This window comes from Klebsiella sp. BIGb0407, from assembly GCF_024807845.1.
In the GTDB taxonomy this organism is placed as follows: Bacteria; Pseudomonadota; Gammaproteobacteria; order Enterobacterales; family Enterobacteriaceae; genus JGM124.
Map to the genome: position 1 here is coordinate 348,054 of NZ_JANUEQ010000003.1, position 24,460 is coordinate 372,513.

At 49.3% G+C, this 24,460-nt stretch carries 19 protein-coding genes, 10 tRNA genes and 4 other RNA genes; 19 read left to right on the forward strand and 14 right to left on the reverse strand.

Features of this window, described 5'->3' with window-relative positions; translation table 11 throughout:
- The first annotated feature begins 21 nt into the window (after positions 1 to 21).
- Both M2387_RS11600 and M2387_RS11605 read left to right on the forward strand, forming a co-directional pair.
- A complete protein-coding gene (locus M2387_RS11600; RefSeq protein ID WP_259049416.1) occupies positions 22 to 957 on the forward strand; it encodes an ABC transporter substrate-binding protein in 936 nt (311 codons plus the stop codon).
- An 89-nt stretch (positions 958 to 1,046) separates the two neighbouring features.
- Positions 1,047 to 2,246, forward strand: a complete 1,200-nt coding sequence (locus M2387_RS11605) for an FAD-dependent oxidoreductase (protein WP_259049418.1) — start codon at positions 1,047 to 1,049, stop codon at positions 2,244 to 2,246.
- A gap of 48 nt (positions 2,247 to 2,294) precedes the next feature.
- Here M2387_RS11605 and M2387_RS11610 read toward each other — a convergent pair whose 3' ends face one another.
- The 7 genes from M2387_RS11610 to M2387_RS11640 all read right to left on the reverse strand — a co-directional run bounded on the left by M2387_RS11610 (position 2,295) and on the right by M2387_RS11640 (position 12,051).
- The gene (locus M2387_RS11610; RefSeq protein ID WP_259049421.1) at positions 2,295 to 4,988 is read right to left on the reverse strand and encodes a TonB-dependent receptor; all 2,694 of its coding nucleotides are present in this window, start codon (positions 4,986 to 4,988) and stop codon (positions 2,295 to 2,297) included.
- Between the two features lie 117 nt (positions 4,989 to 5,105).
- Positions 5,106 to 6,065, reverse strand: a complete 960-nt coding sequence (locus tag M2387_RS11615) for a FecR family protein (RefSeq protein ID WP_259049423.1) — start codon at positions 6,063 to 6,065, stop codon at positions 5,106 to 5,108.
- 89 nt (positions 6,066 to 6,154) lie between these two features.
- Positions 6,155 to 6,658 (reverse strand): RNA polymerase sigma factor, encoded by a 504-nt coding sequence (locus tag M2387_RS11620; protein ID WP_259049425.1) that lies wholly within the window; start codon positions 6,656 to 6,658, stop codon positions 6,155 to 6,157.
- 251 nt (positions 6,659 to 6,909) lie between these two features.
- Complete coding sequence (locus M2387_RS11625; RefSeq protein WP_259049427.1) at positions 6,910 to 8,646, reverse strand: acetyl/propionyl/methylcrotonyl-CoA carboxylase subunit alpha; 1,737 nt, start codon at positions 8,644 to 8,646, stop codon at positions 6,910 to 6,912.
- A 77-nt stretch (positions 8,647 to 8,723) separates the two neighbouring features.
- Positions 8,724 to 9,632, reverse strand: a complete 909-nt coding sequence (locus M2387_RS11630; protein ID WP_259049428.1) for an Rpn family recombination-promoting nuclease/putative transposase — start codon at positions 9,630 to 9,632, stop codon at positions 8,724 to 8,726.
- Positions 9,633 to 9,688: 56 nt separating this feature from the next.
- Positions 9,689 to 11,245, reverse strand: coding sequence for a 5-oxoprolinase subunit B/C family protein (locus M2387_RS11635; RefSeq protein WP_259049430.1), 1,557 nt, complete (start codon positions 11,243 to 11,245; stop codon positions 9,689 to 9,691).
- Positions 11,246 to 11,283: 38 nt separating this feature from the next.
- A complete protein-coding gene (locus M2387_RS11640) occupies positions 11,284 to 12,051 on the reverse strand; it encodes a LamB/YcsF family protein (RefSeq protein WP_259049432.1) in 768 nt (255 codons plus the stop codon).
- A gap of 407 nt (positions 12,052 to 12,458) precedes the next feature.
- Between M2387_RS11640 and ypdK the strand changes: the two genes are divergently transcribed.
- The gene (ypdK, locus tag M2387_RS11645; RefSeq protein ID WP_259049859.1) at positions 12,459 to 12,533 is read left to right on the forward strand and encodes a membrane protein YpdK; all 75 of its coding nucleotides are present in this window, start codon (positions 12,459 to 12,461) and stop codon (positions 12,531 to 12,533) included.
- Between the two features lie 75 nt (positions 12,534 to 12,608).
- On the opposite strand, the gene alaC is transcribed toward ypdK, so the two are convergent.
- Both alaC and glk read right to left on the reverse strand, forming a co-directional pair.
- Positions 12,609 to 13,847, reverse strand: a complete 1,239-nt coding sequence (gene alaC / locus M2387_RS11650) for an alanine transaminase (protein ID WP_259049435.1) — start codon at positions 13,845 to 13,847, stop codon at positions 12,609 to 12,611.
- Between the two features lie 285 nt (positions 13,848 to 14,132).
- Positions 14,133 to 15,098 carry a glucokinase gene (gene glk / locus M2387_RS11655; protein WP_259049437.1) on the reverse strand — a complete coding sequence of 322 codons (966 nt, stop codon included), beginning with the start codon at positions 15,096 to 15,098 and terminating at the stop codon, positions 14,133 to 14,135.
- A gap of 284 nt (positions 15,099 to 15,382) precedes the next feature.
- On the opposite strand from glk, the gene M2387_RS11660 reads away from it, so the two are divergent.
- Positions 15,383 to 15,703: a DUF2502 domain-containing protein gene (locus M2387_RS11660; RefSeq protein ID WP_259049439.1), complete on the forward strand. Its 321-nt coding sequence runs from the start codon at positions 15,383 to 15,385 to the stop codon at positions 15,701 to 15,703.
- A gap of 34 nt (positions 15,704 to 15,737) precedes the next feature.
- Here M2387_RS11660 and M2387_RS11665 read toward each other — a convergent pair whose 3' ends face one another.
- Positions 15,738 to 16,973: an Nramp family divalent metal transporter gene (locus M2387_RS11665; protein ID WP_259049441.1), complete on the reverse strand. Its 1,236-nt coding sequence runs from the start codon at positions 16,971 to 16,973 to the stop codon at positions 15,738 to 15,740.
- A gap of 334 nt (positions 16,974 to 17,307) precedes the next feature.
- Here M2387_RS11665 and M2387_RS11670 point away from each other — a divergent pair, with 334 nt between their 5' ends.
- Positions 17,308 to 18,495, forward strand: coding sequence for a NupC/NupG family nucleoside CNT transporter (locus M2387_RS11670; RefSeq protein WP_259049443.1), 1,188 nt, complete (start codon positions 17,308 to 17,310; stop codon positions 18,493 to 18,495).
- A gap of 218 nt (positions 18,496 to 18,713) precedes the next feature.
- On the opposite strand, the gene M2387_RS11675 is transcribed toward M2387_RS11670, so the two are convergent.
- Positions 18,714 to 18,789, reverse strand: a tRNA-Ala gene (locus M2387_RS11675).
- 44 nt (positions 18,790 to 18,833) lie between these two features.
- Positions 18,834 to 18,909: transfer RNA gene (locus tag M2387_RS11680), tRNA-Ala, on the reverse strand.
- Positions 18,910 to 19,135: 226 nt separating this feature from the next.
- On the opposite strand from M2387_RS11680, the gene M2387_RS11685 reads away from it, so the two are divergent.
- Positions 19,136 to 19,489, forward strand: a complete 354-nt coding sequence (locus M2387_RS11685) for a YfeC-like transcriptional regulator (protein WP_259049444.1) — start codon at positions 19,136 to 19,138, stop codon at positions 19,487 to 19,489.
- Positions 19,490 to 19,623: 134 nt separating this feature from the next.
- Here M2387_RS11685 and gltX read toward each other — a convergent pair whose 3' ends face one another.
- On the reverse strand, positions 19,624 to 21,036 hold the full coding sequence (gene gltX / locus M2387_RS11690; protein WP_259049445.1) for a glutamate--tRNA ligase: 1,413 nt from the start codon (positions 21,034 to 21,036) through the stop codon (positions 19,624 to 19,626).
- A gap of 258 nt (positions 21,037 to 21,294) precedes the next feature.
- Between gltX and M2387_RS11695 the strand changes: the two genes are divergently transcribed.
- The 13 genes from M2387_RS11695 to M2387_RS11755 all read left to right on the forward strand — a co-directional run bounded on the left by M2387_RS11695 (position 21,295) and on the right by M2387_RS11755 (position 23,522).
- A tRNA-Val gene (locus M2387_RS11695) sits at positions 21,295 to 21,370 on the forward strand.
- Between the two features lie 46 nt (positions 21,371 to 21,416).
- Positions 21,417 to 21,492, forward strand: a tRNA-Val gene (locus M2387_RS11700).
- 48 nt (positions 21,493 to 21,540) lie between these two features.
- A tRNA-Val gene (locus M2387_RS11705) sits at positions 21,541 to 21,616 on the forward strand.
- A 4-nt stretch (positions 21,617 to 21,620) separates the two neighbouring features.
- Positions 21,621 to 21,696, forward strand: a tRNA-Lys gene (locus M2387_RS11710).
- A 31-nt stretch (positions 21,697 to 21,727) separates the two neighbouring features.
- A non-coding RNA gene (locus M2387_RS11715) (RtT sRNA) lies at positions 21,728 to 21,852 on the forward strand.
- 337 nt (positions 21,853 to 22,189) lie between these two features.
- Positions 22,190 to 22,265, forward strand: a tRNA-Val gene (locus tag M2387_RS11720).
- Positions 22,266 to 22,311: 46 nt separating this feature from the next.
- Positions 22,312 to 22,387: transfer RNA gene (locus M2387_RS11725), tRNA-Val, on the forward strand.
- 48 nt (positions 22,388 to 22,435) lie between these two features.
- Positions 22,436 to 22,511 (forward strand) — tRNA-Val (locus tag M2387_RS11730).
- Between the two features lie 4 nt (positions 22,512 to 22,515).
- Positions 22,516 to 22,591: transfer RNA gene (locus tag M2387_RS11735), tRNA-Lys, on the forward strand.
- A gap of 31 nt (positions 22,592 to 22,622) precedes the next feature.
- Positions 22,623 to 22,747, forward strand: a non-coding RNA gene (locus tag M2387_RS11740) — RtT sRNA.
- 31 nt (positions 22,748 to 22,778) lie between these two features.
- A non-coding RNA gene (locus tag M2387_RS11745) (RtT sRNA) lies at positions 22,779 to 22,903 on the forward strand.
- A gap of 31 nt (positions 22,904 to 22,934) precedes the next feature.
- A non-coding RNA gene (locus M2387_RS11750) (RtT sRNA) lies at positions 22,935 to 23,059 on the forward strand.
- Positions 23,060 to 23,183: 124 nt separating this feature from the next.
- Complete coding sequence (locus M2387_RS11755) at positions 23,184 to 23,522, forward strand: FlxA-like family protein (protein ID WP_259049446.1); 339 nt, start codon at positions 23,184 to 23,186, stop codon at positions 23,520 to 23,522.
- Here M2387_RS11755 and M2387_RS11760 read toward each other — a convergent pair.
- On the reverse strand, positions 23,513 to 24,457 hold the full coding sequence (locus tag M2387_RS11760; protein ID WP_259049447.1) for a LysR family transcriptional regulator: 945 nt from the start codon (positions 24,455 to 24,457) through the stop codon (positions 23,513 to 23,515). The two genes, M2387_RS11755 and M2387_RS11760, sit on opposite strands and share 10 nt — an antisense overlap.
- Positions 24,458 to 24,460: the final 3 nt, after the last annotated feature.

Sequence of the window (24,460 nt, forward strand, 5' to 3'; positions counted from 1 at the left end):
TTTTAACTCAAGGATTAGAAAATGATGAAAAAAAATCTCTGTGCTCTGCTACTGACAGCCATAATTGTCAGCCCTGCCTCTGCGGCGGAAAAAGTCTCGCTGATGCTGGACTGGTATCTCAACCCGGATCACGCCCCGATTATCGTTGCCGAACAAATCGGGGCCTTTAAAGATGAAGGTCTTGAGGTCGAAATCGTACCGCCATCCGACCCTTCACTGCCACCGCGACTGGTGGCAGCTAAAAAAACGGATTTTGCGATTACCTATCAGCCACAGCTACACTTTTTTGCCGACCAGGGACTCCCATTAGTGCGTATAGGCACCCTGGTGAACACCCCGCTAAATACGATTATCACCCTGGATAAAAATATCACCTCTCCAGCAGGATTAAAGGGAAAAAAAATCGGTTATTCCGTTTCAGGAATTGAAGAAGTCACGCTCGGCACTATGCTAAAAACTCAGGGACTCACACTGAGTGATGTTTCGCCAGTAAATGTCAACTTCCAGCTCAGCGGAGCACTGCTGGCGGGACAAGTCGATGCCGTTATCGGCGGCTATCGCAATATTGAAGCGCTGGAATTGCAGCTTCAAGGCAAAGAGCCGGTGGTATTTAACATTGAAGATTACGGGATCCCGGCTTATGACGAACTGATTATAGTGGCCAACAAGGATGATACAGCCCAGCCGAAAGTAGCCAAACTCCTCGCGGCGTTAAAAAAAGGGAATGACTATTTACAGGCTCACCCGGAAGAAACCTGGAAGGCTTTTGCCACCAGCCATCCGGAGTTAAATACCGAACTTAACCGCCAGGCCTGGCTGAAGACATTACCCTTCTTCGCCAGCGACCCTGCTTATCTGGATACCGCCCGTTATCAGGCCTACGAACAATTTCTGTTTGATAATAAACTGATTAAACATATCACCCCGGTTGAAAAATATGCGGTTGAGGTAAAATAGTCCCCGAACAAATTTTTCTCCCGGCTCGATAAAGAGAATGATAAGCATTATTATATAGGCGTATCGTTTATCTTACCGGGAGAATGGTTATGGCTCAGACCACAGATTTGCTGACCGCCGACTGCTGTATCGTCGGTGGTGGGCCAGCCGGTTTAATGCTGGGGTACTTGCTGGCACGCGCAGGGGTGAAGGTTATTGTCGCCGAGAAACACGCGGATTTTTTGCGTGATTTTCGCGGCGATACTATCCATCCTTCAACTTTACAGGTCATGCATCAGCTCGGGCTACTGAATGACCTGCTCAAGCTCCCCCACCAGCGAGCTGAACGCCTGAAAGCAGAAATTGGCGGGGAAGAAGTCACCCTGGCTGATTTTTCCCGCCTCCCGGTCAAATGTAAATTTATCGCTTTTATGCCTCAGTGGGATTTTCTCAATTTTCTTGCCAGTCGGGCTGCTGAATATCCAGATTTCACTTTGCTGCGATCCTGTGAGTTTGATGATTTTATCTATCAAGGCCAGCAGGTTACAGGCGCGCGCCTGATGATGGAGGGTAAGCCGCTTGATATACACACGAGCCTGGTTATCGGTTGTGATGGACGCCACTCAAGCGTTCGTAAAAAAGCCGGGTTCAGCGGCCAGTCATTTGGCGCACCGCGTGATGTGGTCTGGTTCCAGTTGGATAAACACGATTCAGACCCTCAATGGGGGATGGGGCATAAAGGCCCAAAACAGAATTTTATTATGATCGATCGCGGTCACTTCTGGCAGTGCGGCTATTCCATTATTAAAGGGCAATACCCCGAGCTTGCCCTGGCCGGTATTGAAGCATTTAAGCAGCAGGTCGCGACTGTCGCTCCGTTCCCGGAATCACGTATGGAAGAATTGAAGCAATGGAGTCAGTTGCGGTTGCTGGATATTCGCATCGACCGTCTCGACCATTGGGCAAAACAAGGCGTACTCTGTATTGGCGATGCCGCACATGCCATGTCACCAATTGGTGGCGTTGGGGTAAACCTGGCGATTCAGGATGCAGTTGCCACAGCGAATCTTCTGACCCGGCCTTTGTTACGGGGTAAAGTCGGGCTTGAGCACTTAAATAAAGTACAACGTCGTCGCCAGTTTCCTACTCGCGCCACGCAGTTTATTCAAATTAAAATGAGTGGAAAAAAACGCGAACCGGGCCAGATCAGCCCCCTGCCCGGAATCATTAAACGCTATCGTTTTCTACCCTATATTTTTGGCTGGATTATTGGCCTCGGTTTTCGCCGCGAAAAACCACAGAACTTATAATAATGTTCCGACGTACCTGCTTAATCACAAATACGCCGGAATACTGTATTAGAACTTCAGAGTAAATCCACCGCGTAGAGTACGGCCTGGTGCCGGAACCGGTATCGTGTTCAAGGCATCAACGTAATAGCGGTCAGTAAGGTTATCCACTGTCATATCGAAGCTGGCATTCTGATTCAGTTTGTAGCTGGCGTAGAGATCAACCAGGGTGTACGGATTCCATTTAGAAGGAGCAATGGAATACTGCCCGGAAACTTGTCCGCTCTCATCCGTGACGCCCATCCCATCGACAAATCGGCTACCGACATAGCTAATACGCGTCCCCACGGTCAGGTCACTGTCAAGGAAACGCGACCCAAGATCCAGAGTCAGAGTATCTTTTGGCGGCACCTGTTGCTGTGAGAAACTGTTATATAAACCACCCGGCGCACAGCGGGCTGCGGTCGGTGTCAGCACACCCTCTTTGGCACAGAACATCATATCGGTGTAGTGGTTCCAGGCCAGGCTACCGAATACTCTGCCGCTGTCGTACTGAGCCGACAGTTCAAAACCACGCATTTCGGCGTAGTCGAGGTTCATTCGTCCCAGTTGATAGGACTCTCTGCCGCTGGCAGTAATATATTTAACGTTGCCGCGGGTAATATAGTTATTGATATGGTTGCTGAACCATCCACCGTGGAAACGCAGTTTATCCTCAGGTAACAACACGCCATCCATCAGATAATTAGCGCCCAGTTCGAGACTATTATTACGTTCCGGAGCCACCGTGGTTTCAGCCAGCACAGTACTGAATGACGGCCCGGTAATAGACTCAAAAATACTTGGTGAGCGCAGCACACTGCCATATTTACTGTAGAGCTGGAAACCTTCCAGTGGCTCCAGGGTTAAACTGATCACAGGTGACCAACCATGATCCTTGCGATTAATGTCATCTGTCAGCATCGGGCTACGATCATGGCTTTCAAACGTGCTATAACGCAGGTTACCGCTTAAGGTCACCCAGTCCAGAGGTTTCACTTCCAGCGTTGTAAAGCCACTGTATTCTTTACGCCAGCCAAAACGTGAGTTAAGCATCGTCGCAGGATCTACGCCATCCGGCAGACCAACATTTTCCCGGGTAAAGGATCCGCCATACTGCCAGCTCACATCGGCAATATCATTGTAGAAACGTGAAGTATTTGAGGCATTGCCTCCCCAGCGATTAGACGCCAGCCAGAAATACTGCGGGTAAAGTACACCGCTGCTGTTAAAGACGGAGTTAACACGGTTATCGACATCGGAATAGAAAGTATCCACTTTGACGTCAATCAGATTACTGTCTTCGGGCTTCCAGCTATAACGGCCGGTCCAGGTGGCAAGGTCAATAGTACTCAGCAAGCTTTGATAAGGGGGGTTACCGAAGAAACTCAGTGCCTGGGAACCCAGAATATTGCCGTAATTGCTCAGATAGCGGGAATAACCGAGCTCCAGAGTGTGGCCTCCATCCATGCGAAATTTGCTTTTGAGCAGCCAGGACTCGGTTTCACGTGAGGTATTCATCACCTGCTCCCCTGCGCGGTATGGCGTCAGCGGATTGCTATCGGAAACCACTACTTTTCCCCAGTCCTCTGGCTCGGATATCTGGATACGGGCGGCACCGCTGCCGTTTTTTCCCGCATAGTAGTTACCGTTATAACGCTGGGCATAGGCGGCTACCAAGTCTATTGAGTCGGTAGTTCCGGCGATAGCAAGGCTCCCGGAGCCCCCGGTAGGTTTCAGAAATGCCGGGCGGTTCATACCATGAGGCTGGCCAAAGCTGGTCGGGAACTCATCCCATTCCCAGTAAGTCCCGGTATTTGTCACACCACCACTGGTTCCTGGAGCGGGAGCACTACGGCTGTTGGTGTTAAAATTTCCCTTTAACCGAACGCCTATCTTATGCCCGGGCAGCAGAATATCCTGCACGCCAATGGTATTCATCCGCACGATGCCGCCGACAGCTCCTGCAGAATCGGCTCCCATGCTTGCGCCTTTTTCAATATCGACCGAACCAATAAAGTCAGGATCGATGTAAGTTCTGGCATTCGCTCCGTTATAGCCCTGATAAACCGTTGTTTCCTGGCTAGCACCGTCCACCAGTACGGGTACTCGTCCCTGCCCCTGTAAACCACGGATATTCACGTCAAGCGCCCCGGAATTTCGGCCATCACCATTCAGTACACCAGGGATCCCGGATAAAAAATCCCCTACCGATGTGCCGCTAAAGCGTTCGACTTCTGCCGCCGAAAGATGAGCCCTGGAACCCGCTCCTCTCCAGGGTGCATCCGCGGGATTATCACCCACATGGCCATAGACTGCGATGGTGTCCAGCATCATAGAATCATCCGCCGATGACGCCGTTGCGCTATTTAGCGTCAATGTGATGCTATCACTATTAACAAACTGCCATGAAAGTCCGGAACCCTGGAGTAGCTGCCCCAGCGCCACTTGAGCAGGCACAGCCCCACTGACACCCGCGGATTGCTTGCCCGTTGTATATTCGGATGGATAACTGATTTGCAGGCCGGACTGACGCCCGAATTCAGCCAGAGCGCCAGACAGAGGACCTGCCGGAATATTGAAGGTCACTGGAGATGTTTGTGCAAACGCCCCCTGTTGAAAAGACATCAATGCCAGAGAAAGCGTGCTGATCCGGAATACGGATGCCACCAGCCATTTTTTATCATTGCGCGACGGCGCGCGCTTGCACATCACAGACTTCATGTTAACTCCGCAGGTATTATTAATCAGTACGCAGGTTTTCCGCAGGCAATGCGAACCCGTTCTCAGTTAATAAAACGCACCGGAGTTGAGAATTTTCTCAAAAACAGAAAAAATATTTTAAACCGGAGAAATAACGGTAAGCCAGGGGGTGATTTCGCGCATTTTTCCGGCTGAAGATTGAATCGCCAGCGACAGCGCGCGTTGAGGATTGGACAGATTATAAACGCCGCTAATACGCTGCGCGCCAAGCTCGTTACTTGCTACCACGACTTTACCGGGGACCCAGCGAGCGATTCGGGCCACGACTACAGCGAGAGGGTCGTCATCCGCCACTAATATTCCGCTGCGCCATGAAGCCAGTTGCTGTACAGGGCGAATTCCCCGTTTGATCCGCTCTCCCTTTTCATTCAAGGTCAGCCAGTGGCCTGCTCCCAGAGACTCATTTAATGATAGTGGTAATCCAACAGTAGCGGCTTCGACGGCATCCTGCTCAACAGCAACCGTCAACCGTCCGGCATCACTACTGAGATCAAATGCGCCTTTACGTGTCGTCACTTCCAGGCCCTCTACTCTGGCAAAAAATGGGCGTCGAATATCTTCCGCAACATCAAACCATGCCATGCCTTGCAAGAGTTCAATACGACGTTCATTCGGCGTGTAGTGCGTGGCAATAGCGCTATCAGGGCCAAGAATAATCTGTGAGCCATCCTCCAGTGAGACTGACTGTAGCTCACCGGTTAGGGTCAGATGGCTGGCTTTTAATTGCAGTAGTGAGTTGGGAAGAAAAATAATGCCTGCAGCTGTCGCGGCAACGGCAACAGAACTACCCAAGAGAAAATGACGTCGTGAGAGTCCTTTTGGCTGTAATACGGCCTCACTGCGAGCCTGTACCATTTTGCCGGTCATCTTGTGCAGCTTAATAGCTTCTGCCCAGACCACCTGATGCTGCGTACTAATAGCACGCCATTGGTCAGCCAGTTCACGCGCAGCCGGATTAGCCGGGTCACCGTGCAGGCGGATAATCAGGTCAAAAGCTTCTTCAAATAGTTTGTCATGTTGCGACATTTTTTCAGTCATTATTGGCAAATTCCGGCTGCCCTGACGCGACAGAAATAAAGGAGCTATAGATTATAAGGAAATAGACTTTCTGTCGCGGTGCAACGTTATCAGTCTTTCACGTCTTCATCCAGCGTGGTACGAAGGTGCTGATAAGCACGCCGAACCAGAGTCCAGGTATAGGACACCGAGAGATCAAGCTCCTGAGCGACTTCCGCAATAGTCATCTCCCCCAGACGATAGAGTTCAAATGCCCGGCGGGTTTGTTCCGGCAATGCCGTCAGACCATTTTCCAGCACCGCCAGTTGCTGGCGATCTGAAATCATTTTTTCCGGATCGGGTGATTCATCGGGTAGCTCACAGTATTCCTCTTCGGATAAATAATCGATAGAGGCCATTTTCTCGCGACGATAAAGGTCTACCGATATATTTCGTGCGACCATATGCAGATAAGCACGTGGATTATCCTCATTTTTTGGGCCACTGGAGCCAAGGATACGCAAAAATACGTCCTGGGTTAAATCCGCAGCCACATCGGGACCATGTCCGCGCTTCTGCAAAAAACGTTGAATTTCCTGAGCATGTTTATGAAACAAACTTTTCAGGTTCCACATCAACCAAACCTCGCGGTAACAAACTGAATAACAACGACTTTCGCTGCATTACTGTGTTAATCTGTTAACATGACCAAAGCAAATAAAAATGGTCTGAGAAGTCAGACATTAACGTTTTATGCAGCAGAAACTGAAGGCTTCAGTGCACGGCAAACGTTAATGTTACGTGAGGAGAATATATAAATTATGAAATAAATGATAATGATTTTAATTTGCATTTCCATTTACGTTAATGGTTTTAGCGAATAACTCTAATTAATCTCCCCTAACACATCCCCCGCCTGAAGCTGAGAACCTGAAGTCGCGAGATGTTTAAGCTCCCCGCTATGCCCGGCGATAACCTGAACCTCCATTTTCATCGCTTCCATGATGGCGATGATATCCCCAGCCTGGACCAACTCACCGTCACTGACCAGCCAGCGGAATAACTGCCCTGTCACGGGGGCATCGATAGCATTATTTACAGTCTGCTGGTTAATCTCTGCGGCGGGGACCTGGGGTAAACCGGGGTGGGATGCAAGTCCACTGAATAAATGGCTCGGTAGCCCTAATGAAACCCGGCGACCGTCCAGCTCTATCCAGCTATGGAGTACAGTGTCATCGCTGGCAGGTTTCTGACGCTCTGCGGGTGCGATATCACCTGTGAAATCAGTTTCTATCCAGCGGGTATGGACATTAAAATTTTCAGTAAAATCAGGGTCTGCCATGACGGCACGATGGAAAGGCAATACCGAGGCAACACCCTCAATACGAAACTCGCGTAATGCACGACGTGCACGGCTAATCGCCTGCTCGCGGGTTTGTCCGGTGATAATCAGTTTGGCCATCAATGAATCATAATGCCCGGGAACAGAGGAGCCCGTTTCAACGCCGCTATCCAGACGTACGCCAGGACCTGAAGGTGCGTGAAAAGCAGTAATTTTTCCAGGTGTTGGCAAATATCCTTTCCCGGGATCTTCAGCGTTGATACGAAATTCAAACGCATGACCACGGGATACCGGGGTTTTCTGGATACTCAGAGGCTGACCATCTGCTATGCGTAATTGCTCCACCACAATATCCAGCCCGGTGACTTCCTCAGTAACCGGATGTTCAACCTGTAAACGGGTATTGACCTCCAGAAATGAGAGCAAGCCATCCTGGCCCAGTAAAAACTCTACCGTACCGGCACTGGTGTAACCCGCATAGCGGCAGATATCCTCTGCTGCACGGTGAATTTGCTCACGCTGGGTATCGCTAGTAAAGGGTGCCGGGGCCTCTTCCACCAGCTTTTGGTTACGCCGTTGTAGCGAACAGTCTCGCGTACCCAGTACGACAATATTGCCGTAATTATCGGCTATTACCTGAGCTTCAATGTGGCGCGGGCGGTCAATAAACTGCTCGACATAACACTCTCCGCGCCCAAAAGCACTCAGCGCTTCGCGGGTTGCAGAATGATAGAGTTCAGCCACTTCATCGAGTTTCCAGGCAATCTTAAGCCCGCGACCACCGCCACCAAATGCCGCTTTAATTGCAATCGGCAGGCCATGCTGAGTGGCAAATTCAACTACCTCAGCAGCGCCGCTGACAGGCCCAGCCGTTCCGGTCACTAACGGAGCCCCCACCGCTAAAGCAATTTTACGCGCCTGAACCTTATCGCCAAGCCGTTCGATCGTTTCAGGCGCAGGGCCAATCCAGATTAATCCGGCCGCCTGTACTGCACGGGCAAATTCTGCTCGTTCAGAGAGAAAACCGTAGCCAGGATGCACCATGGTAGTCCCGCTGCGAGAAGCGATATCCAGCAGGGCACCAATATTCAGATAGGTGTCTGCAGAGGAATCCCCTTCAAGCAACCAGGCCTCATCAGCCATTTTGACATGTAAAGCATCTGAATCAGGCCTGGCGTATACCGCAACGGACTGCACGCCATAGTCCCGGCAGGCACGAATAATACGAACAGCGATTTCGCCGCGGTTGGCAATCAGAACTTTATGTGCAGTGTGGGTCACAGGTTTAGTCTCCTGGAAATTCAATAAATAACTGAATAAGAACAGGTTAACGCTCTCTTAGCCCACCATTTTTATCTTCAATGGCAGAGTTGTGCCAGATCTTTTTCACTCAGGGAGGTTATTTTCATCACGATATTGAGATCGATACCGTGTTGTAACATATCACGGGCAATATCCCGCTTCCCTTGTTCCAGGCCTTTTTTTATTCCTTTCTCTATTCCGTTTTGTTCCAGTTTTTGAGCGATTGTCATAAGTTCCTCCTCATGCGCTGGTACCCGGCTTGCCAGTTTGCGGATGAAGACTTCCGCGTTTGCCGAATCACCTGCATGAATAATGTAGTGAATAAGGGAAGCTATCTGAGATGAAGAGAGAGAGTCCGTCAGTAGAATAGTGCTGAGTTTGTCGGTTAATTCTGCGAGATCCCGACGGCGAATATGTTTCTGAAGCAATGTCAGCGCAGCCATACTGCGGTGCTGCATAATCTCGTCGTCCGGGATAAGAGTGATATCCACTAACGGAAAGTCGCTACTGTAGAGTTTTTGAGCCTGGGCCGGATCGGTAAATTCCTGTAACCAGTTAGTGGAGTAGGGATAAGGCGAGCGCTTACCCATATAGAACAGTACCGGTACCACCAGGGGTAATTTTTTATGCCCTGCATCAAGGTGACGCTGCATCGCGGCTACCGCATAGCGAATCAGACGAAATGCCATATGTTTGTCGGGGGTGGACTGATGCTCAATCAGGATATGCACATAGCCGTCATCCCCGGTCGAAGTTTTCATGCTGTAGAGTACATCACTGAAGTACTGACGCAGATTCTCTTCCACAAAAGAGCTGCACTCCAGTTTCAGAGAGCTAAGATCACAAACAGCACGGAGATCCACCGGGAGATGAAGTTCGATAAAGTCACGGGCAATATCCGGCTGTCTCAGGAACTGCTGGAATGTTGCATCATGAGGTGTGGATGTACTGCTTTTTCTTTTCATAGGCTTTGGCTCTGAAATAATACACAGAGGCTATGACAATCCACTCATCACTACTATCAAGAAACAACCCTGAATCGGATAAACACACCTGGCGGAATTTGTCCCGCCAAATCGAGATGATAGTCCGCCACTACCGCAATCACCGGATACCCCCCCGTGACCGGATTATCACGCAGGAAAAGCACCGGTTGCCCGTTCGCAGGAACCTGAATCGCCCCGCTACAGGTTCCTTCGCTGGGTAACTCCTCAGTACGGCTGCGGGTCAGAGGTTCCATACCTGTCAGCCTTAAACCAATGCGGTTAGACTGAGGGGTGACTTGCCAGCATTGTGTTGTCAGCAAAGTAGCGGATTCAGGCGTAAACCAGTCGGTACGCGGCCCTGGCATAATATCCAGAGTGACGGTTTCACCCGCTGCTGGCAAAATATTTGCAGGCTGCTCATCAAGCAATACCGCACTAAAACTCACATGACTCCCCGTCTGTATTGCGTCACCTGAACATAACGGCTGCGGCCCTGTTTGTGCCAGTGAATCCCAGGAACAACTGCCCAATACTGACGGGACGACAAAACCGCCCCTGACCGCCAGATAACTACGCAGTCCACGAGGCGGTGTACCGAGTGCAAGTTGATCTCCGGCGGCTAAATTAAGCGGACGATAGCCTGCCAGTAAAAAATCTTGCCCGTCCGCGGTTGTCAGGGTCAGCAGACAAGGTGCCCCTGTCACCGCAAGGACGAGATCTTTATTCGCCCGAATCCGTAATCCTCCCTGAGTCACTTCCAGGCAACAAGCCTCTCGTGGATTACCGACGATACGGTTAGCGCTATACAGAGCCTGCTTATCCATCGCCCCTGAGGCAGAAAGCCCCATCGACGCTTTACCTGCCCGACCTTCATCCTGCCAGAGCGTCTGAAGTCCGGTTGCCAGAATCGTCAGACTCGCGTCTTTTTCTGAAATATGAGGCACTGAAGGTGCCCGGGCCGGCAATGAAATCGTTTTACCGTTTTCATGGGGAATAAATTGAACTTGCGCACCGGGGGTCAGTAAAGCCGGGGAGGTTTGGTTCAGATCCCACATTGGGCGTTCAGTGTGGCCCAGAAGTTGCCAGCCACCGGGGCTTGCTTGGGGATAAATGCCGCTAAATATCCCCGCCACCGCCACAGAACCTGCCGGGATCCGCGTGCGTGGAGTACTGCGCCTGGGTATTTGCCATTTCCAGTCAGGGGACGTGAGATAAGCAAATCCCGGCGCAAAACCGGTAAAGGCGACTTTCCAGACCGACTCCTGATGATGCTGAATAACCTGAAGTACAGTTAATCCTGATAAATCAGCCAGGGTGCCAAGATCTTCACCCTGATAATGAACCGGGATAATGATTGTCTGACCCCGGGGTCGGGATACCGATACTTTCGGGCGCAGAGCGATATCTGTCGCCAGCCGCTGCATATTTGTCTGCAACGGTTGAAAACGAATCAGCAGCGTTCGGGCTGCCGGGATAATTTCATCGATACCTGAGGGGAGGGTATCCGTGAGCGAATCAAACAGGGCAAGAGTCTCTTCAAGGGAGGACAGTTCAACCAGGAAGTGGGTCAAATTAACCGGAATAAATCGCATCTAATACTGCCTCCAATTCTTACCTTTCCGATAGCCGATTACTCAGACAGAAAGGAGTCAATCACGATACCTTGTGACTCCAGTAAGTGACGAATTTGTGTCGCCATCGCTATCGCTTCAGGTGTATCACCATGTACACAGATAGACTGAGCCTCAATCGGCGTAAAGTGACCTTCAATGGAGATAAGCCCCCCTTCACTCACCCATTGCAGCATACGTTCTGCGGCCTGTCGGGCATCGTGAATCACGGCCCCCGCCAGCTTGCGAGAAACCAGGGTGCCATCAGAGTGATAAGCGCGGTCAGCAAAGGCTTCAGCGACTGTTTTCAAGCCTTTTTGTTGTGCCAGGTTTAATAAAGGCGAACCTGCCAGCCCCACTAAAGGTAACCCGGGATTAATCGCCAGTATCGCATCAATCACCGCCAGTGCCTGTCGTTCGTTATAAGCTATCGTATTGTAGAGCGCACCATGCGGTTTGACATAACGAACTTGAGTGCCGGCTGCAGACGCCAGGCCTTGTAATGCGCCTATCTGATAAATAACGTCCGCCGTTAGCTCTTCGCTGGCGATATCCATATTACGCCGACCAAAGCCCACCAAATCGGGGTAACTGACGTGTGCGCCAACAATAACGTTTTGCGCCGCAGCCGATTTCAGGGTATTCAGTAAATGGGCAGGTGAGCCGGCATGGAAACCGCAAGCAACGTTCGCACTGCTGACCAGGCGTAAAATAGCAGCATCATCACCCAGCTGCCACTGGCCAAAGCTCTCACCTAAATCACTATTTAAATCTATTTTTTTCAGCATCGATTTTTCTTTGCGTTAAATGATAAAAAAATATGTCGCGAGATACCCGATTTACTCTGCAATACGGCTCTGCCTGTCGGGTTAATAATGCCAGTCACAGGTACAGTAAAAAATCACTTCATCGCTGTAATATTAACTCTAACCAATTAGTAAATAAGTAATTTTCACCAGCACCCATCAGGCAAGTTCATCCATAATCACCATGCTACTGAGAGTGACTCTCATTTATAAAGATTTCACTTCATTGTAGCTGACTCATTAGTCGATTAATCCGCACTTTAAAACGATCAGTGTCACAATTTTGAGACACTTGTTTTTAATTTATGCTTGGGAGTACATTAGCGCCATCGGGGCAATGATGACCCATTTTGGTCTAATATTTGTGCGAAAGCACGGAGCGATTCTAAGTGAAATACTTTCTGATGGGCACTTCGTTCATGGTGATGTTATGGGCAGGCACGTTTTTCTTAATGATTGAATAACGGACACCAGACAAAGCACAGAAAAAACGACAGGCTTGCTAACCTGTCGTTGTTTTAAAGAAATCCTGCACTCAGTTACTCGGCCAGGTCAGCGTTATTTTTTGGACTATTCGGCAATAACCCATCGCTACGGAACATGGTTTTTATCCCGCGGACAGCCTGGCGGATACGGTCACTGTTTTCAATCAGCGCAAAACGAACATGCGTGTCGCCATACTCACCGAAACCAATCCCCGGGGAAACACAAACCTTCGCATCCTTGAGCATTTTTTTCGCAAATTCCAGCGATCCCATTTCCTGATACGCTTCCGGAATTTTCGCCCAGACATACATCGAGGCTTTCGGGCACTCAACCATCCAGCCTGCTTCATGCAGCCCTTTTACCAGCACATCGCGACGGCGTTTATATTGCTCTGCGATATCGCGAACACATTGCTGGTCCCCTTCAAGAGCGGCAATCGCGGCAACTTGCAGAGGCGTGAAAGTACCGTAGTCGTGATAGCTTTTGATACGTGCCAGGGCACTCACCAGTTCCTGATTTCCCACCATAAAGCCAATACGCCAGCCAGCCATATTATAGCTTTTAGAGAGCGTGAAGAATTCTACGGCGACATCACGTGCACCGGGAACTTCCATAATGGACGGTGCTTTCCAGCCATCATAGACAATATCAGCGTAAGCTAAATCGTGGATCACCAGGACATCATAACGTTTGGCCAGAGCGACCACTTTCTCGAAGAATTCCAGCTCCACGCATTGTGCTGTCGGGTTAGAAGGAAAACCGAGGATCATCATTTTCGGTTTCGGGTAACTTTCCCGAATAGCACGTTCCAGCTCAGCAAAAAAGTCGATCCCTTCTACCAGAGGAACAGAACGAACCTGCGCCCCGGCGATAACGGCTCCGTAGATATGAATAGGATAACTGGGATTAGGCACCAGTACCGTATCACCGTGATCCAGGGTTGCCAGCATTAAATGAGCCAGACCTTCTTTGGAGCCTATCGTAACAATCGCTTCCGTTTCCGGATCGATATCAACGTCGTATCTTTGCTTGTACCAGCCAGAGATCGCTCTGCGTAAACGCGGAATACCACGAGAGGTTGAATAACCATGGGTATCGTCACGCTGTGCCACGGTGCAGAGTTTTTCAACAATATGAGGAGGAGTCGCACCGTCCGGGTTACCCATACTGAAATCGATAATATCTTCGCCACGCCGACGCGCAGCCATTTTCAATTCAGCGGTAATATTAAAAACATAAGGGGGAAGACGATCGATACGCGAAAAATGACGTTTTGGACTGGAGTCAGCCATAAATTCCTCTGATTACGTGAGCGCCCGGACCGTCCGAGCGACGCTGCCACATGGGGTGGCTACCGCTGACAATAGCCTGAAATAAAAGAGACTGTCGAGAGGGGATCAAAAATATTTTTACTCATCAGGCGCTGACAAGATAAGCATAATATTTTATCTGTGGAATATTATATGGCGTGTTTATCTACCGATTCGAATATTTCATTTATAATATATAGAACCAATACGACAGCAGGCACCGAAATGCCTGCATCAATTATCGTTCCGAATGTATATCGAGGGGTCTTACAGCACTTTACCCAGTACCTGGCGCAGATGGGCACCCGCACCTAACAGACCTGGCTGATCGTGAGCAATCAAATAGACCGGAATATCTTTGACATACTCTTTAAAACGGCCTTTATCTTCAAACGCAGCACGGAAACCGGAAGCTTTAAAGAAGTCCATAAAGCGCGGCACAATACCCCCGGCGATATAAACCCCGCCAAAAGTACCCAGGTTCAGCGCCAGGTTGCCACCAAAACGCCCCATAATCACACAGAACAGTGACAGTGCACGACGACAATCAGTGCAGCTATCCGCCAGAGCACGTTCAGTAATATCACTCGGCTGATAGTTTTCCGGTACCCGGTTATCTGCTTTAACAATCGCGCGATACAGGTTAACTAACCCCGGACCTGACAGGACACGTTCTGCTGAAACATGGCCAATTTCGGCACGCAGCACTTCCAGAATAATACTTTCTTCTTCGCTGTTCGGTGCAAAATCAACGTGTCCGCCTTCACCTGGCAGGCTTACCCAGCGCTTATCAACATGAACCAAGTGACTGACTCCCAGACCTGTACCCGCGCCATAAACAGCAACAGGCTTATCTGCCACAGGTTGGCCGCCACCAAACTGAATCAAGTGCTCAGGTTTGATCATCGGAATAGCCATCGACACAGCAGTGAAGTCGTTGATGATTTCCAGAGTATCCAGACCAAGGTTCTTTCTCATCTCTTCGATAGAAAAAGCCCATGTGTGGTTGGTCATAGCCACCCAATCGCCAGTAATAGGACAAGCGATGGCAATGGAGGCGTCTTTTATTGTGGCATCAATCGTGGTCAGATAGTGAGCAACAACCGCTTCAAGGCTTGGAAAATCCAGTCCGGAGAAGGTCTTTATCTGTTCAATATCGCCGTTATCCAGGCTGCATAACGCCAGACGCGCATTAGTGCCACCGACATCCCCCACCAACGCATATTTGGTCATGGTTTAATCACTCCAGTAAAGTCGAAATATATTCTTTCGACACTGTAGATTTTGCCCGCTTAAACAACAAGACGATCATTCAGAAACCACTTAAACAGTGAACTGGATCACATTACTGGCGACTCGATTCAGCCAATTACTGGCACGAGGTTTGCTTGTTGGCACTGAGCGAAACGTGCCGGTGAACGTTAAATTAAGAATTTTGCCAATATCGCGTCTTGTTGTTACCGATAATATGACGCTACAGGCCATTGGGGGCCGATGTATATCCAGGAGTAATAAGTATGTTAAAGCCACTGATGCTAGCGTTAACGTTACTCATCAGCGCACCTTCTATGGTTCATGCTGCTGAGATAACGCTGCTTCCTTCGATAAAACTACAAATCGGTGATAAGGACTATCGCGGAAATTATTGGGACGGCGGAAGATGGCTCAACAGCCGGGACTGGCATGATAATTATCGCTGGCAGAAAAATAGCTGGCATCGTTACAACAGAGGCTGGGAACGCGGCAGAGACAGAGGCCGTGATAGCTACATGCGCGGCTACCGTGATGGCTACCAGGATAGAAAACACAGTAAAGACCGCCATCACCGTCGCCATTGATATTTTTTCGGCAGGGATTCAATGCCCTGCCGTGTTAATTGATTAACGTCGCGAAGATAAGCCAGAGATTTAAAGCCACCACTATCAGCACAATCATCCAGACAATAATGCGCATATAACGCGTATTGACTAGATCACCCATCAATTTTCTATCATTGGTAAATAGCAGCAATGGCACCAGAGCCAGAGCGATACCAAAACTCAGCAATACCTGGCTCATCACCAGAATACGAGTGGGATCCAGCCCTAACAGGATGACGACAAAAGAAGGGATCATGGTGATGACTCTGCGTAACCATAGCGGGATATAGAAATGCACAAACCCCTGCATCACCACCTGGCCGGCCAGCGTTCCGACCACAGTAGAAGAAAGTCCGGCAGCCACCAGGCTCAAACCAAAGATAGTCGCCGCTGCATGACCCAATAAGGGTTCCAGCGCTTTGTAGGCATCTTCCAGCTCCGCAACGCCAGAATAGCCGCTGAAGTGAAATGCCGCGGCCGCGGTCGCCATCATCGCAATATTAACAAACCCGGCGATGGTCATGGCAATGCCCACGTCCCATTTGGTCGCCGAATAGCGTTCAGCCCGGCTACCCGTCCCCTGCCCTTGTGTCAGCGATGAATGGAGATAAATGACGTGCGGCATAATAGTGGCGCCCAGCACCCCGGCGGCCAGAAATATCGCTTCAGAGTTTGGCAGACTCGGCATTAGCATCCCCTGCCCTAACTTCATCATATCAGGCCGGGAAAAAATCAGTTCAACCAGATAAGCCGCCGCCACAAACAGCAGTAATCCGGCAATAACCACTTCAAGAGGCTTCTGCCCGCGGTTTTGCAGCATTAAGATAAGAAAGGTTGCTACCGCGGTAAGGACAGCCCCTTGAAGCAGGGAGATACCGAGAAGAAGTTTAAAACCGATGGCGGCGCCGATAAATTCTGCCAGGTCGGTCGCCATGGCAATGATTTCCGCCTGAATCCAGTAGAACCACACCATGGGTTTCGGATAATTATCACGGATGTGTTCTGCCAGATTTTTTCCTGTAGCAATCCCGAGTTTTGCCGATAAAACCTGGATGAGTGCTGCCATTATATTGGCCCAGACCACTACCCACAGTAGCTGGTAGCCAAAGCGGGCTCCAGCCTGGATATTGGTTGCAAAGTTCCCGGGATCAATGTAGCCAATCGCCGCGATAAAGGCAGGCCCCATTAACGCCAGTCGTAATTTGCGACTTGTTCGCCCGGTGCTATGTTTAATGTGACGTTCACTCAATGCGTATCTCCGGGATATAGCCTTTGCTATGTTTAATGCTAACAAATTAGAGCGAGCAGGCAAGTCTAACCTGGACGAGTTAGACAGTATTTAAACAGGAAGGGGACAGAAACCGTGATAATTCATATAATGTCACCGGACTGACAGGTAACATTTACTGACATCCACTAACATAAATACGTCATTTTGTGAGTATATGTAAATTGCATGACAGATCACTATTTTGATTTTCAATTATAGAACATTCCTATTTTGTGGCGCTGATCTCATTTTATTGTTTGCCGTTACATAGAATGTGCAACGAAACTAAACTTGCCTCATATTCGGAGCAAATATGTCCCATATTCTGCATTTCATTTTAGCGCTTGCTGTTGTTGCACTGCTAGCTATCCTGGTCAGTCCTAACCGCAAACAAATACGCATTCGCTTTATTATCCAGTTACTGGTTATTGAAGTGTTACTGGCCTGGTTCTTCCTGACTTCAGATGTGGGTTTAGGATTTGTTCAAGGTTTCTCAAGCATGTTCGAGAAACTACTCGGTTTTGCCAACCAAGGTACTGATTTTGTGTTTGGTAAAATGAATGATGAAGGCCTGGCATTCTTCTTCCTGAAAGTACTGTGCCCGATTATCTTTATCTCTGCTCTTATCGGTATTTTGCAACATATACGCGTACTGCCGATTGTTATCCGCGCTATCGGTACCGTGCTTTCTAAAGTCAATGGCATGGGTAAACTGGAGTCATTTAACGCCGTCAGCTCACTGATCCTCGGACAATCTGAGAACTTTATCGCTTATAAAGATATTCTCGGCAAAATGTCTCGTAACCGTATGTACACCATGTCAGCAACCGCGATGTCGACTGTTTCCATGTCGATTGTTGGTGCTTATATGACGATGTTACAACCGCAGTACGTTGTTGCAGCGCTGGTATTGAACATGTTCAGTACCTTCATCATTGTTTCACTTATCAACCCGTATCAGGTTGACGAAACAGAAGATAAGCTGGAAATGACCAATGCACATGAAGGACAAAGCTTCTTTGAAATGCTGGGTGAATACATCCTGGCTGGTTTTAAAGTCGCCGTTATCGTTGCTGCAATGCTGATTGGTTTTATCGCTCTAATTTCTGCACTGAACGCACTATTCTCTACTGTCTTGGGTATCTCTTTCCAAGGCATTCTGGGTTATATCTTCTATCCAATTGCATGGGTGATGGGCGTTCCAGCGGGTGAAGCGTTGCAGGTGGGCAGTATTATGGCAACCAAACTGGTTTCGAATGAATTTGTTGCCATGATGGACTTGCAGAAAATTGCCAGCACCTTGTCTCCACGCGCTGAAGGCATCTTGTCAGTGTTCCTGGTTTCCTTCGCTAACTTCTCGTCAATTGGTATCATCGCCGGTGCGATTAAAGGCCTGAATGAAGAGCAAGGTAACGTGGTATCACGTTTCGGCCTGAAACTGCTTTATGGTTCGACTCTGGTGAGTATCCTGTCTGCGTCTATTGCAGCATTGGTAATCTAATACCCGACATTCTCTGATAATACAGAGACTGAGATTTGGCCTAAAAAACCGGGACCTGATTGGCCCGGTTTTTTTCGTTTTATTGATAGCCAGGAAGGTTTGTGTAACGCATACAGGGGATAATTCGGAAAATGAATGGGCTGCGGATAACTTCTGATAGCGTTCAAATACCAAAGATATAAAAGCAAAAACCCCCGCAATTGCGAGGGTTTAAAATGTGGTGGAGCTAAGCGGGATCGAACCGCTGACCTCTTGCATGCCATGCAAGCGCTCTCCCAGCTGAGCTATAGCCCCACATTGTCGGTTTTACTATGGTCCAAATCTTGCTGGTAAAGATTTGGTGGAGCTAAGCGGGATCGAACCGCTGACCTCTTGCATGCCATGCAAGCGCTCTCCCAGCTGAGCTATAGCCCCAGACCATATAACCTTGTCGTGCTGACGGGCGGCATAATATGAAACCCATCATACGCTGTCAACGGCAAATTGTTTTTCCGCGCTCAATCGCCTAAAAAGTCATCGCCCTGATTAAATCCTGATTGCATCAAATCGCGTTGTAGTTAATTCTGTCACTGTTTGAGGTAAAATACTTCAATAAAATGGACCACTAACCCCTCCCTTCAGGAAATGAAAAGGAATCACCGTGCTCAAGGAAAGAATGACACCCGAGGAATTAGCTATAGTTACTGGTTATAGCCGCCAAACCATCAACAAGTGGGTACGCAGACAAAGCTGGACGACCTCGCCAAAACCGGGAGTCCAGGGTGGTAAGGCTCGCCTTATCCATATTGATGAACAGGTTCGAGAGTTTATCAATAGCGCCAGGCGCGTCACTGATAATCAGGTCCGCTATAACGTCAATGATACACCACTGGAAAATCTGCTGTTAAATTCACTCCAGCAAATGTCCGATAGCGAGCAACAAAGAATGGCTGCGATATTATTGCGAGATGGTATTGCAGGCGTGTTGACTCGACTGGGTATCAGAGATGAATAGCCCGTTCAGCCATTGAACTGAGGTTATAAAGCTGTAGATAAAAAAGTAACAGGGGGAGGTAAATTTACCCTCTGTTACTTAAAGAGTTCTATAAGCCGGTAATCAATACCGGCTCTTCAGAACAGAACGAACAGTTACTGCCCTTCACGCTCACTAATAAACGCCAAAGCTTTTGTAATGCGCTCTATTGCACGCGTTTTACCAATGGCATGAACCGTCACGTCCAGGCCCGGAGACTGACCACCGCCCGTTACAGCTACACGTAGTGGCATACCGACCTTGCCCATGCCTACTTCAAGCTCATCCGCGGTTGCCTGAATCGCCTGGTGAACATTTTCAGCACTCCAGACAGTAATAGCCGCTAATTTGTCACGCACCACTTCCAGTGGCTGACGCGCAACGGGACGAAGATGTTTTTTCGCCGCATCGGCATCGAATTCAGCGAAGTCTTCATAGAAATAGCGGCAGGTTTGTGCCATTTCTTTCAGGGTCTTGCAACGTTCACCCAATAATTTAACTAAATCAGCTAATTGTGGTCCGGTGCGGGTATCAATATTTTCTTGCTCAATATGCCACTGAAGCTGGGTAGCAACATATTCTGGTGGCAAGTGGTTAATATAATGATGGTTAAGCCACTGTAATTTTTCTGTATTGAAAGCACTGGCTGACTTACTTACCGAGTTCAGAGCAAATAATTCAATCATCTCTTCACGGGTAAAGATTTCCTGATCGCCATGAGCCCAGCCCAGACGTACCAGATAGTTGAGCAGCGCCTCAGGTAAATAGCCATCATCACGGTATTGCATCACACTGACTGCACCATGACGTTTGGATAGTTTTTTGCCATCATCACCGTTAATCATCGATACGTGAGCGTAAAGAGGAACCGGTGCATTCAGTGCTTTCAGGATATTGATTTGACGTGGGGTGTTGTTGATATGGTCTTCACCACGAATAACGTGGGTGATTTGCATATCCCAGTCATCAACAACCACACAGAAGTTATAGGTTGGAGCGCCATCGGTACGACGGATGATCAGGTCATCAAGTTCCTGATTGCTAAATTCGATAGGACCACGAATTTGGTCGTCAAAAATCACTGACCCTTCTTGCGGGTTAGCAAAACGAACCACACAAGGCTCATCTGCGGCATGTTCATGAGCCCCATGACGACAGCGACCGTCGTAGCGTGGTTTTTCATGATTCGCCATTTGTGTTTCACGCAGCTCATCCAGACGTTCTTTGGAGCAATAGCACTTATAGGCGGTTCCCGCTTCCAGCATTTCATCAATAGCTGCATTGTAGCGGTCAAAACGTTTAGTCTGGAAATAAGGGCCCTCATCCCACTCAAGGCTCAGCCAGTTCATACCATCCATAATGGCTTCGATGGCTTCTGGAGTGGAGCGTTCGAGATCTGTATCTTCAATACGTAATACAAACTCGCCGCCGTTGTGACGAGCAAAAAGCCAGGAATAAAGAGCGGTACGAGCACCACCGACGTGGAGATAGCCAGTCGGGCTTGGTGCAAAGCGAGTTTTGATTTTCATTAAAAGGCCTTAATTACGCAGAAATGCCGATAAAACGGCAGTTGCCAGAGAAAGTTCACAATAACATTCTATCACTGTGGGCTAATTCCTCAATGTTACAGCCGGGCAAGAGTCATATTCCTGATGATTTGATGGCAAATCAAACACACGTAAGTCATTCTTGGCTGGATCGTTTATTTTTAAGACTAACTGAAAAAAACTTAACAAAATGCGTTGACTCATTTTCAACTCTCCCTATAATGCGACTCCACACAGCGGGGGTGATTAGCTCAGCTGGGAGAGCACCTCCCTTACAAGGAGGGGGTCGGCGGTTCGATCCCGTCATCACCCACCACTCTTAATGAGTGAATCCCGCAGTGTAGACAAGAGACTTGAGAAGTGGGTGATTAGCTCAGCTGGGAGAGCACCTCCCTTACAAGGAGGGGGTCGGCGGTTCGATCCCGTCATCACCCACCACTTTCTCGCCAGCGAAAGTTTCTTGTTAGTTTTAAGAAGTACCGAAGTGGGTGATTAGCTCAGCTGGGAGAGCACCTCCCTTACAAGGAGGGGGTCGGCGGTTCGATCCCGTCATCACCCACCACTTCGGGTCGTTAGCTCAGTTGGTAGAGCAGTTGACTTTTAATCAATTGGTCGCAGGTTCGAATCCTGCACGACCCACCAATGTATGAAGGCGCCCTAAAGGCGCCTTTTTGCTATGCGCGATTCGGGCGGGGTTCGAACCTGCAGCAGGTTCGAGTGAAGCGAAGCGAAACAACGTTGCGCAGCAACGGCCCGAAGGGCGAGGCCGCAGGCCGAGTCATCCTGCACGACCCACCAATGTACGAAGGCGCCCTAAAGGCGCCTTTTTGCTATGCGCGATTCGGGCGGGGTTCGAACCTGCTGCAGTCACTCCCCCCTTCCCTCTTTTCCATTTCGTGATAAACAATACTCACTATTCCAAGCTGACTGCTGAAAAAATCACTCGTCAGAACTGATGCCTGTCTCAAGAAAAATACCGCAACCTCAGCAAACCAAAGCCGACTTGGTTAAAAATACGCCTCCACTGCCCAGTAAATCATCACTAACGCTCAAGATGACAACAAATGAATTGATATCACTATCTAATAGGTTGACTCAGTTTCAACTATCCCTATAATGCGACTCCACACAGCGGGGGTGATTAGCTCAGCTGGGAGAGCACCTCCCTTACAAGGAGGGGGTCGGCGGTTCGATCCCGTCATCACCCACCACTCTTAATGAGTGAATCCCGCAGTGTAGACAAGAGACTTGAGAAGTGGGTGATTAGCTCAGCTGGGAGAGCACCTCCCTTACAAGGAGGGGGTCGGCGGTTCGATCCCGTCATCACCCACCACTTTCTCACCAGCGAAAGTTTCTTGTTAGTTTTAAGAAGTACCGAAGTGGGTGATTAGCTCAGCTGGGAGAGCACCTCCCTTACAAGGAGGGGGTCGGCGGTTCGATCCCGTCATCACCCACCACTTCGGGTCGTTAGCTCAGTTGGTAGAGCAGTTGACTTTTAATCAATTGGTCGCAGGTTCGAATCCTGCACGACCCACCAATGTATGAAGGCGCCCTAAAGGCGCCTTTTTGCTATGCGCGATTCGGGCGGGGTTCGAACCTGCAGCAGGTTCGAGTGAAGCGAAGCGAAACAACGTTGCGCAGCAACGGCCCGAAGGGCGAGGCCGCAGGCCGAGTCATCCTGCACGACCCACCAATGTACGAAGGCGCCCTAAAGGCGCCTTTTTGCTATGCGCGATTCGGGCGGGGTTCGAACCTGCAGCAGGTTCGAGTGAAGCGTAGCGAAACAACGTTGCGTAGCAACGGCCCGAAGGGCGAGGCCGCAGGCCGAGTCATCCTACACGACCCACCAATGTATTAAGGTGCCCTAAAGGCGCCTTTTTGCTATGCGTAATTCGGGCGGGGTTCGAACCTGCTGCAGGTTCGAGTGAAGCGAAGCGAAACAACGTTGCGCAGCAACGGCCCGAAGGGCGAGGCCACAGGCCGAGTCATCCTGCACGACCCACCAATGTATTAAGGCGCCCTAAAGGCGCCTTTTTGCTATCTGCGTTATGATTTCTTACCTGCAATATCAACTTTCTCAAATATATGCCGATAACAGGCCGGGATACGGCTTATATATAGGTGTAATAATGACAACAATTAATACCACAGTCAGCTTAGCAAGCTCATCTTCTTCTGCATCAGGTAGTTCAGATAACAGTCTGGCAGGACAAATCAGTCGCCTGACCAGCCAAATCACTAAACTCACTAAACAGTTAAAAGATGTATCTTCCGGTGACGGTTCAGTTGAAGAGAAAAAGCAGCAGCAGGAGTTGATACAGGCTCAGATAAAAATGCTGCAAACACAGCTGGCACAGCTGCAACGTCAACAGGCTGAACAAGCCACGCAAAAAAATCAGTCTCAGTCAGTTCCTGAAGTCGGCGTTAATCATCCTGCTGACGGCAAAAAAATTGATATCTATATCTGAGAATAAAGAGTGTCATCAAAGAGCGGGTGGCCTTTACGGGCTTCGGTTAATAACTGCGCCTGATGGTGAACCACCTGCCAGATAACCTCTGCGGCTCTGGACAGCGAACGATTCCTGCGGCGAACCAGCATAATGGTTCGGTCAACTGTCGGAATCAATCGCTTGACGACCAGTGACTGTCCTTCCGGTAAAGGCAAAGCCAGCGCTGGCAGGATACTGATGCCAATTCCGGCTTCAACCATGGGATAGAGCGTTGCCGGATGTCCTATTTGCTGCACAATCTGCGCCTCAATTTCTTGCTTAAAGAGCGCCTCATCGATTAACGGACGGCTACCGGACGCATAGTCCTGTAATACCAGCTTAGCCCCCTGTAATTGCTTCCAGGCAACCTGAGGCGTATTAGCCAGGGGATCATCACTGCGACAGAGTAAGAAGAAAGGTTCTGACAACACTTCTTCACAATGTAAATCACTCGCCTCTCCGGGATCGATAACAATGGCCAGGTCAACCTCTCCCTGACGTACACTTTCCAGTACCCACTGCTGGGGCCTGTCATAAAGGATAAATTGAATTTCAGGATAGTTTTGTGCCGCCATCGCAATGGACTGTGGCATCAGATGGGCCGAGATAGTCTGGCTGGCAGCGACGCGTACCGTACCACTCAGTTGATGGCCGATGCTACGTGCATCAAGCAATGTAGTATTCAGCTCTTCCAGCAACAGCTCCAGTTTCGAAGCCAGTTGCTCACCCGCTGCCGTCAGAACCACTTCGCGTGTCGTTCTGTCGAGTAACTTCACGCTCAAGGTGGTTTCCAGATCTTTGACACTGTGGCTTACAGCCGACTGACTAAGCCCTATAGCCGCTCCCGCCTGACTAAAACTACCTTTGCGAGCAACAGCAACAAAAATGCGTAACTGACGTAGCGAATAATTCATTTA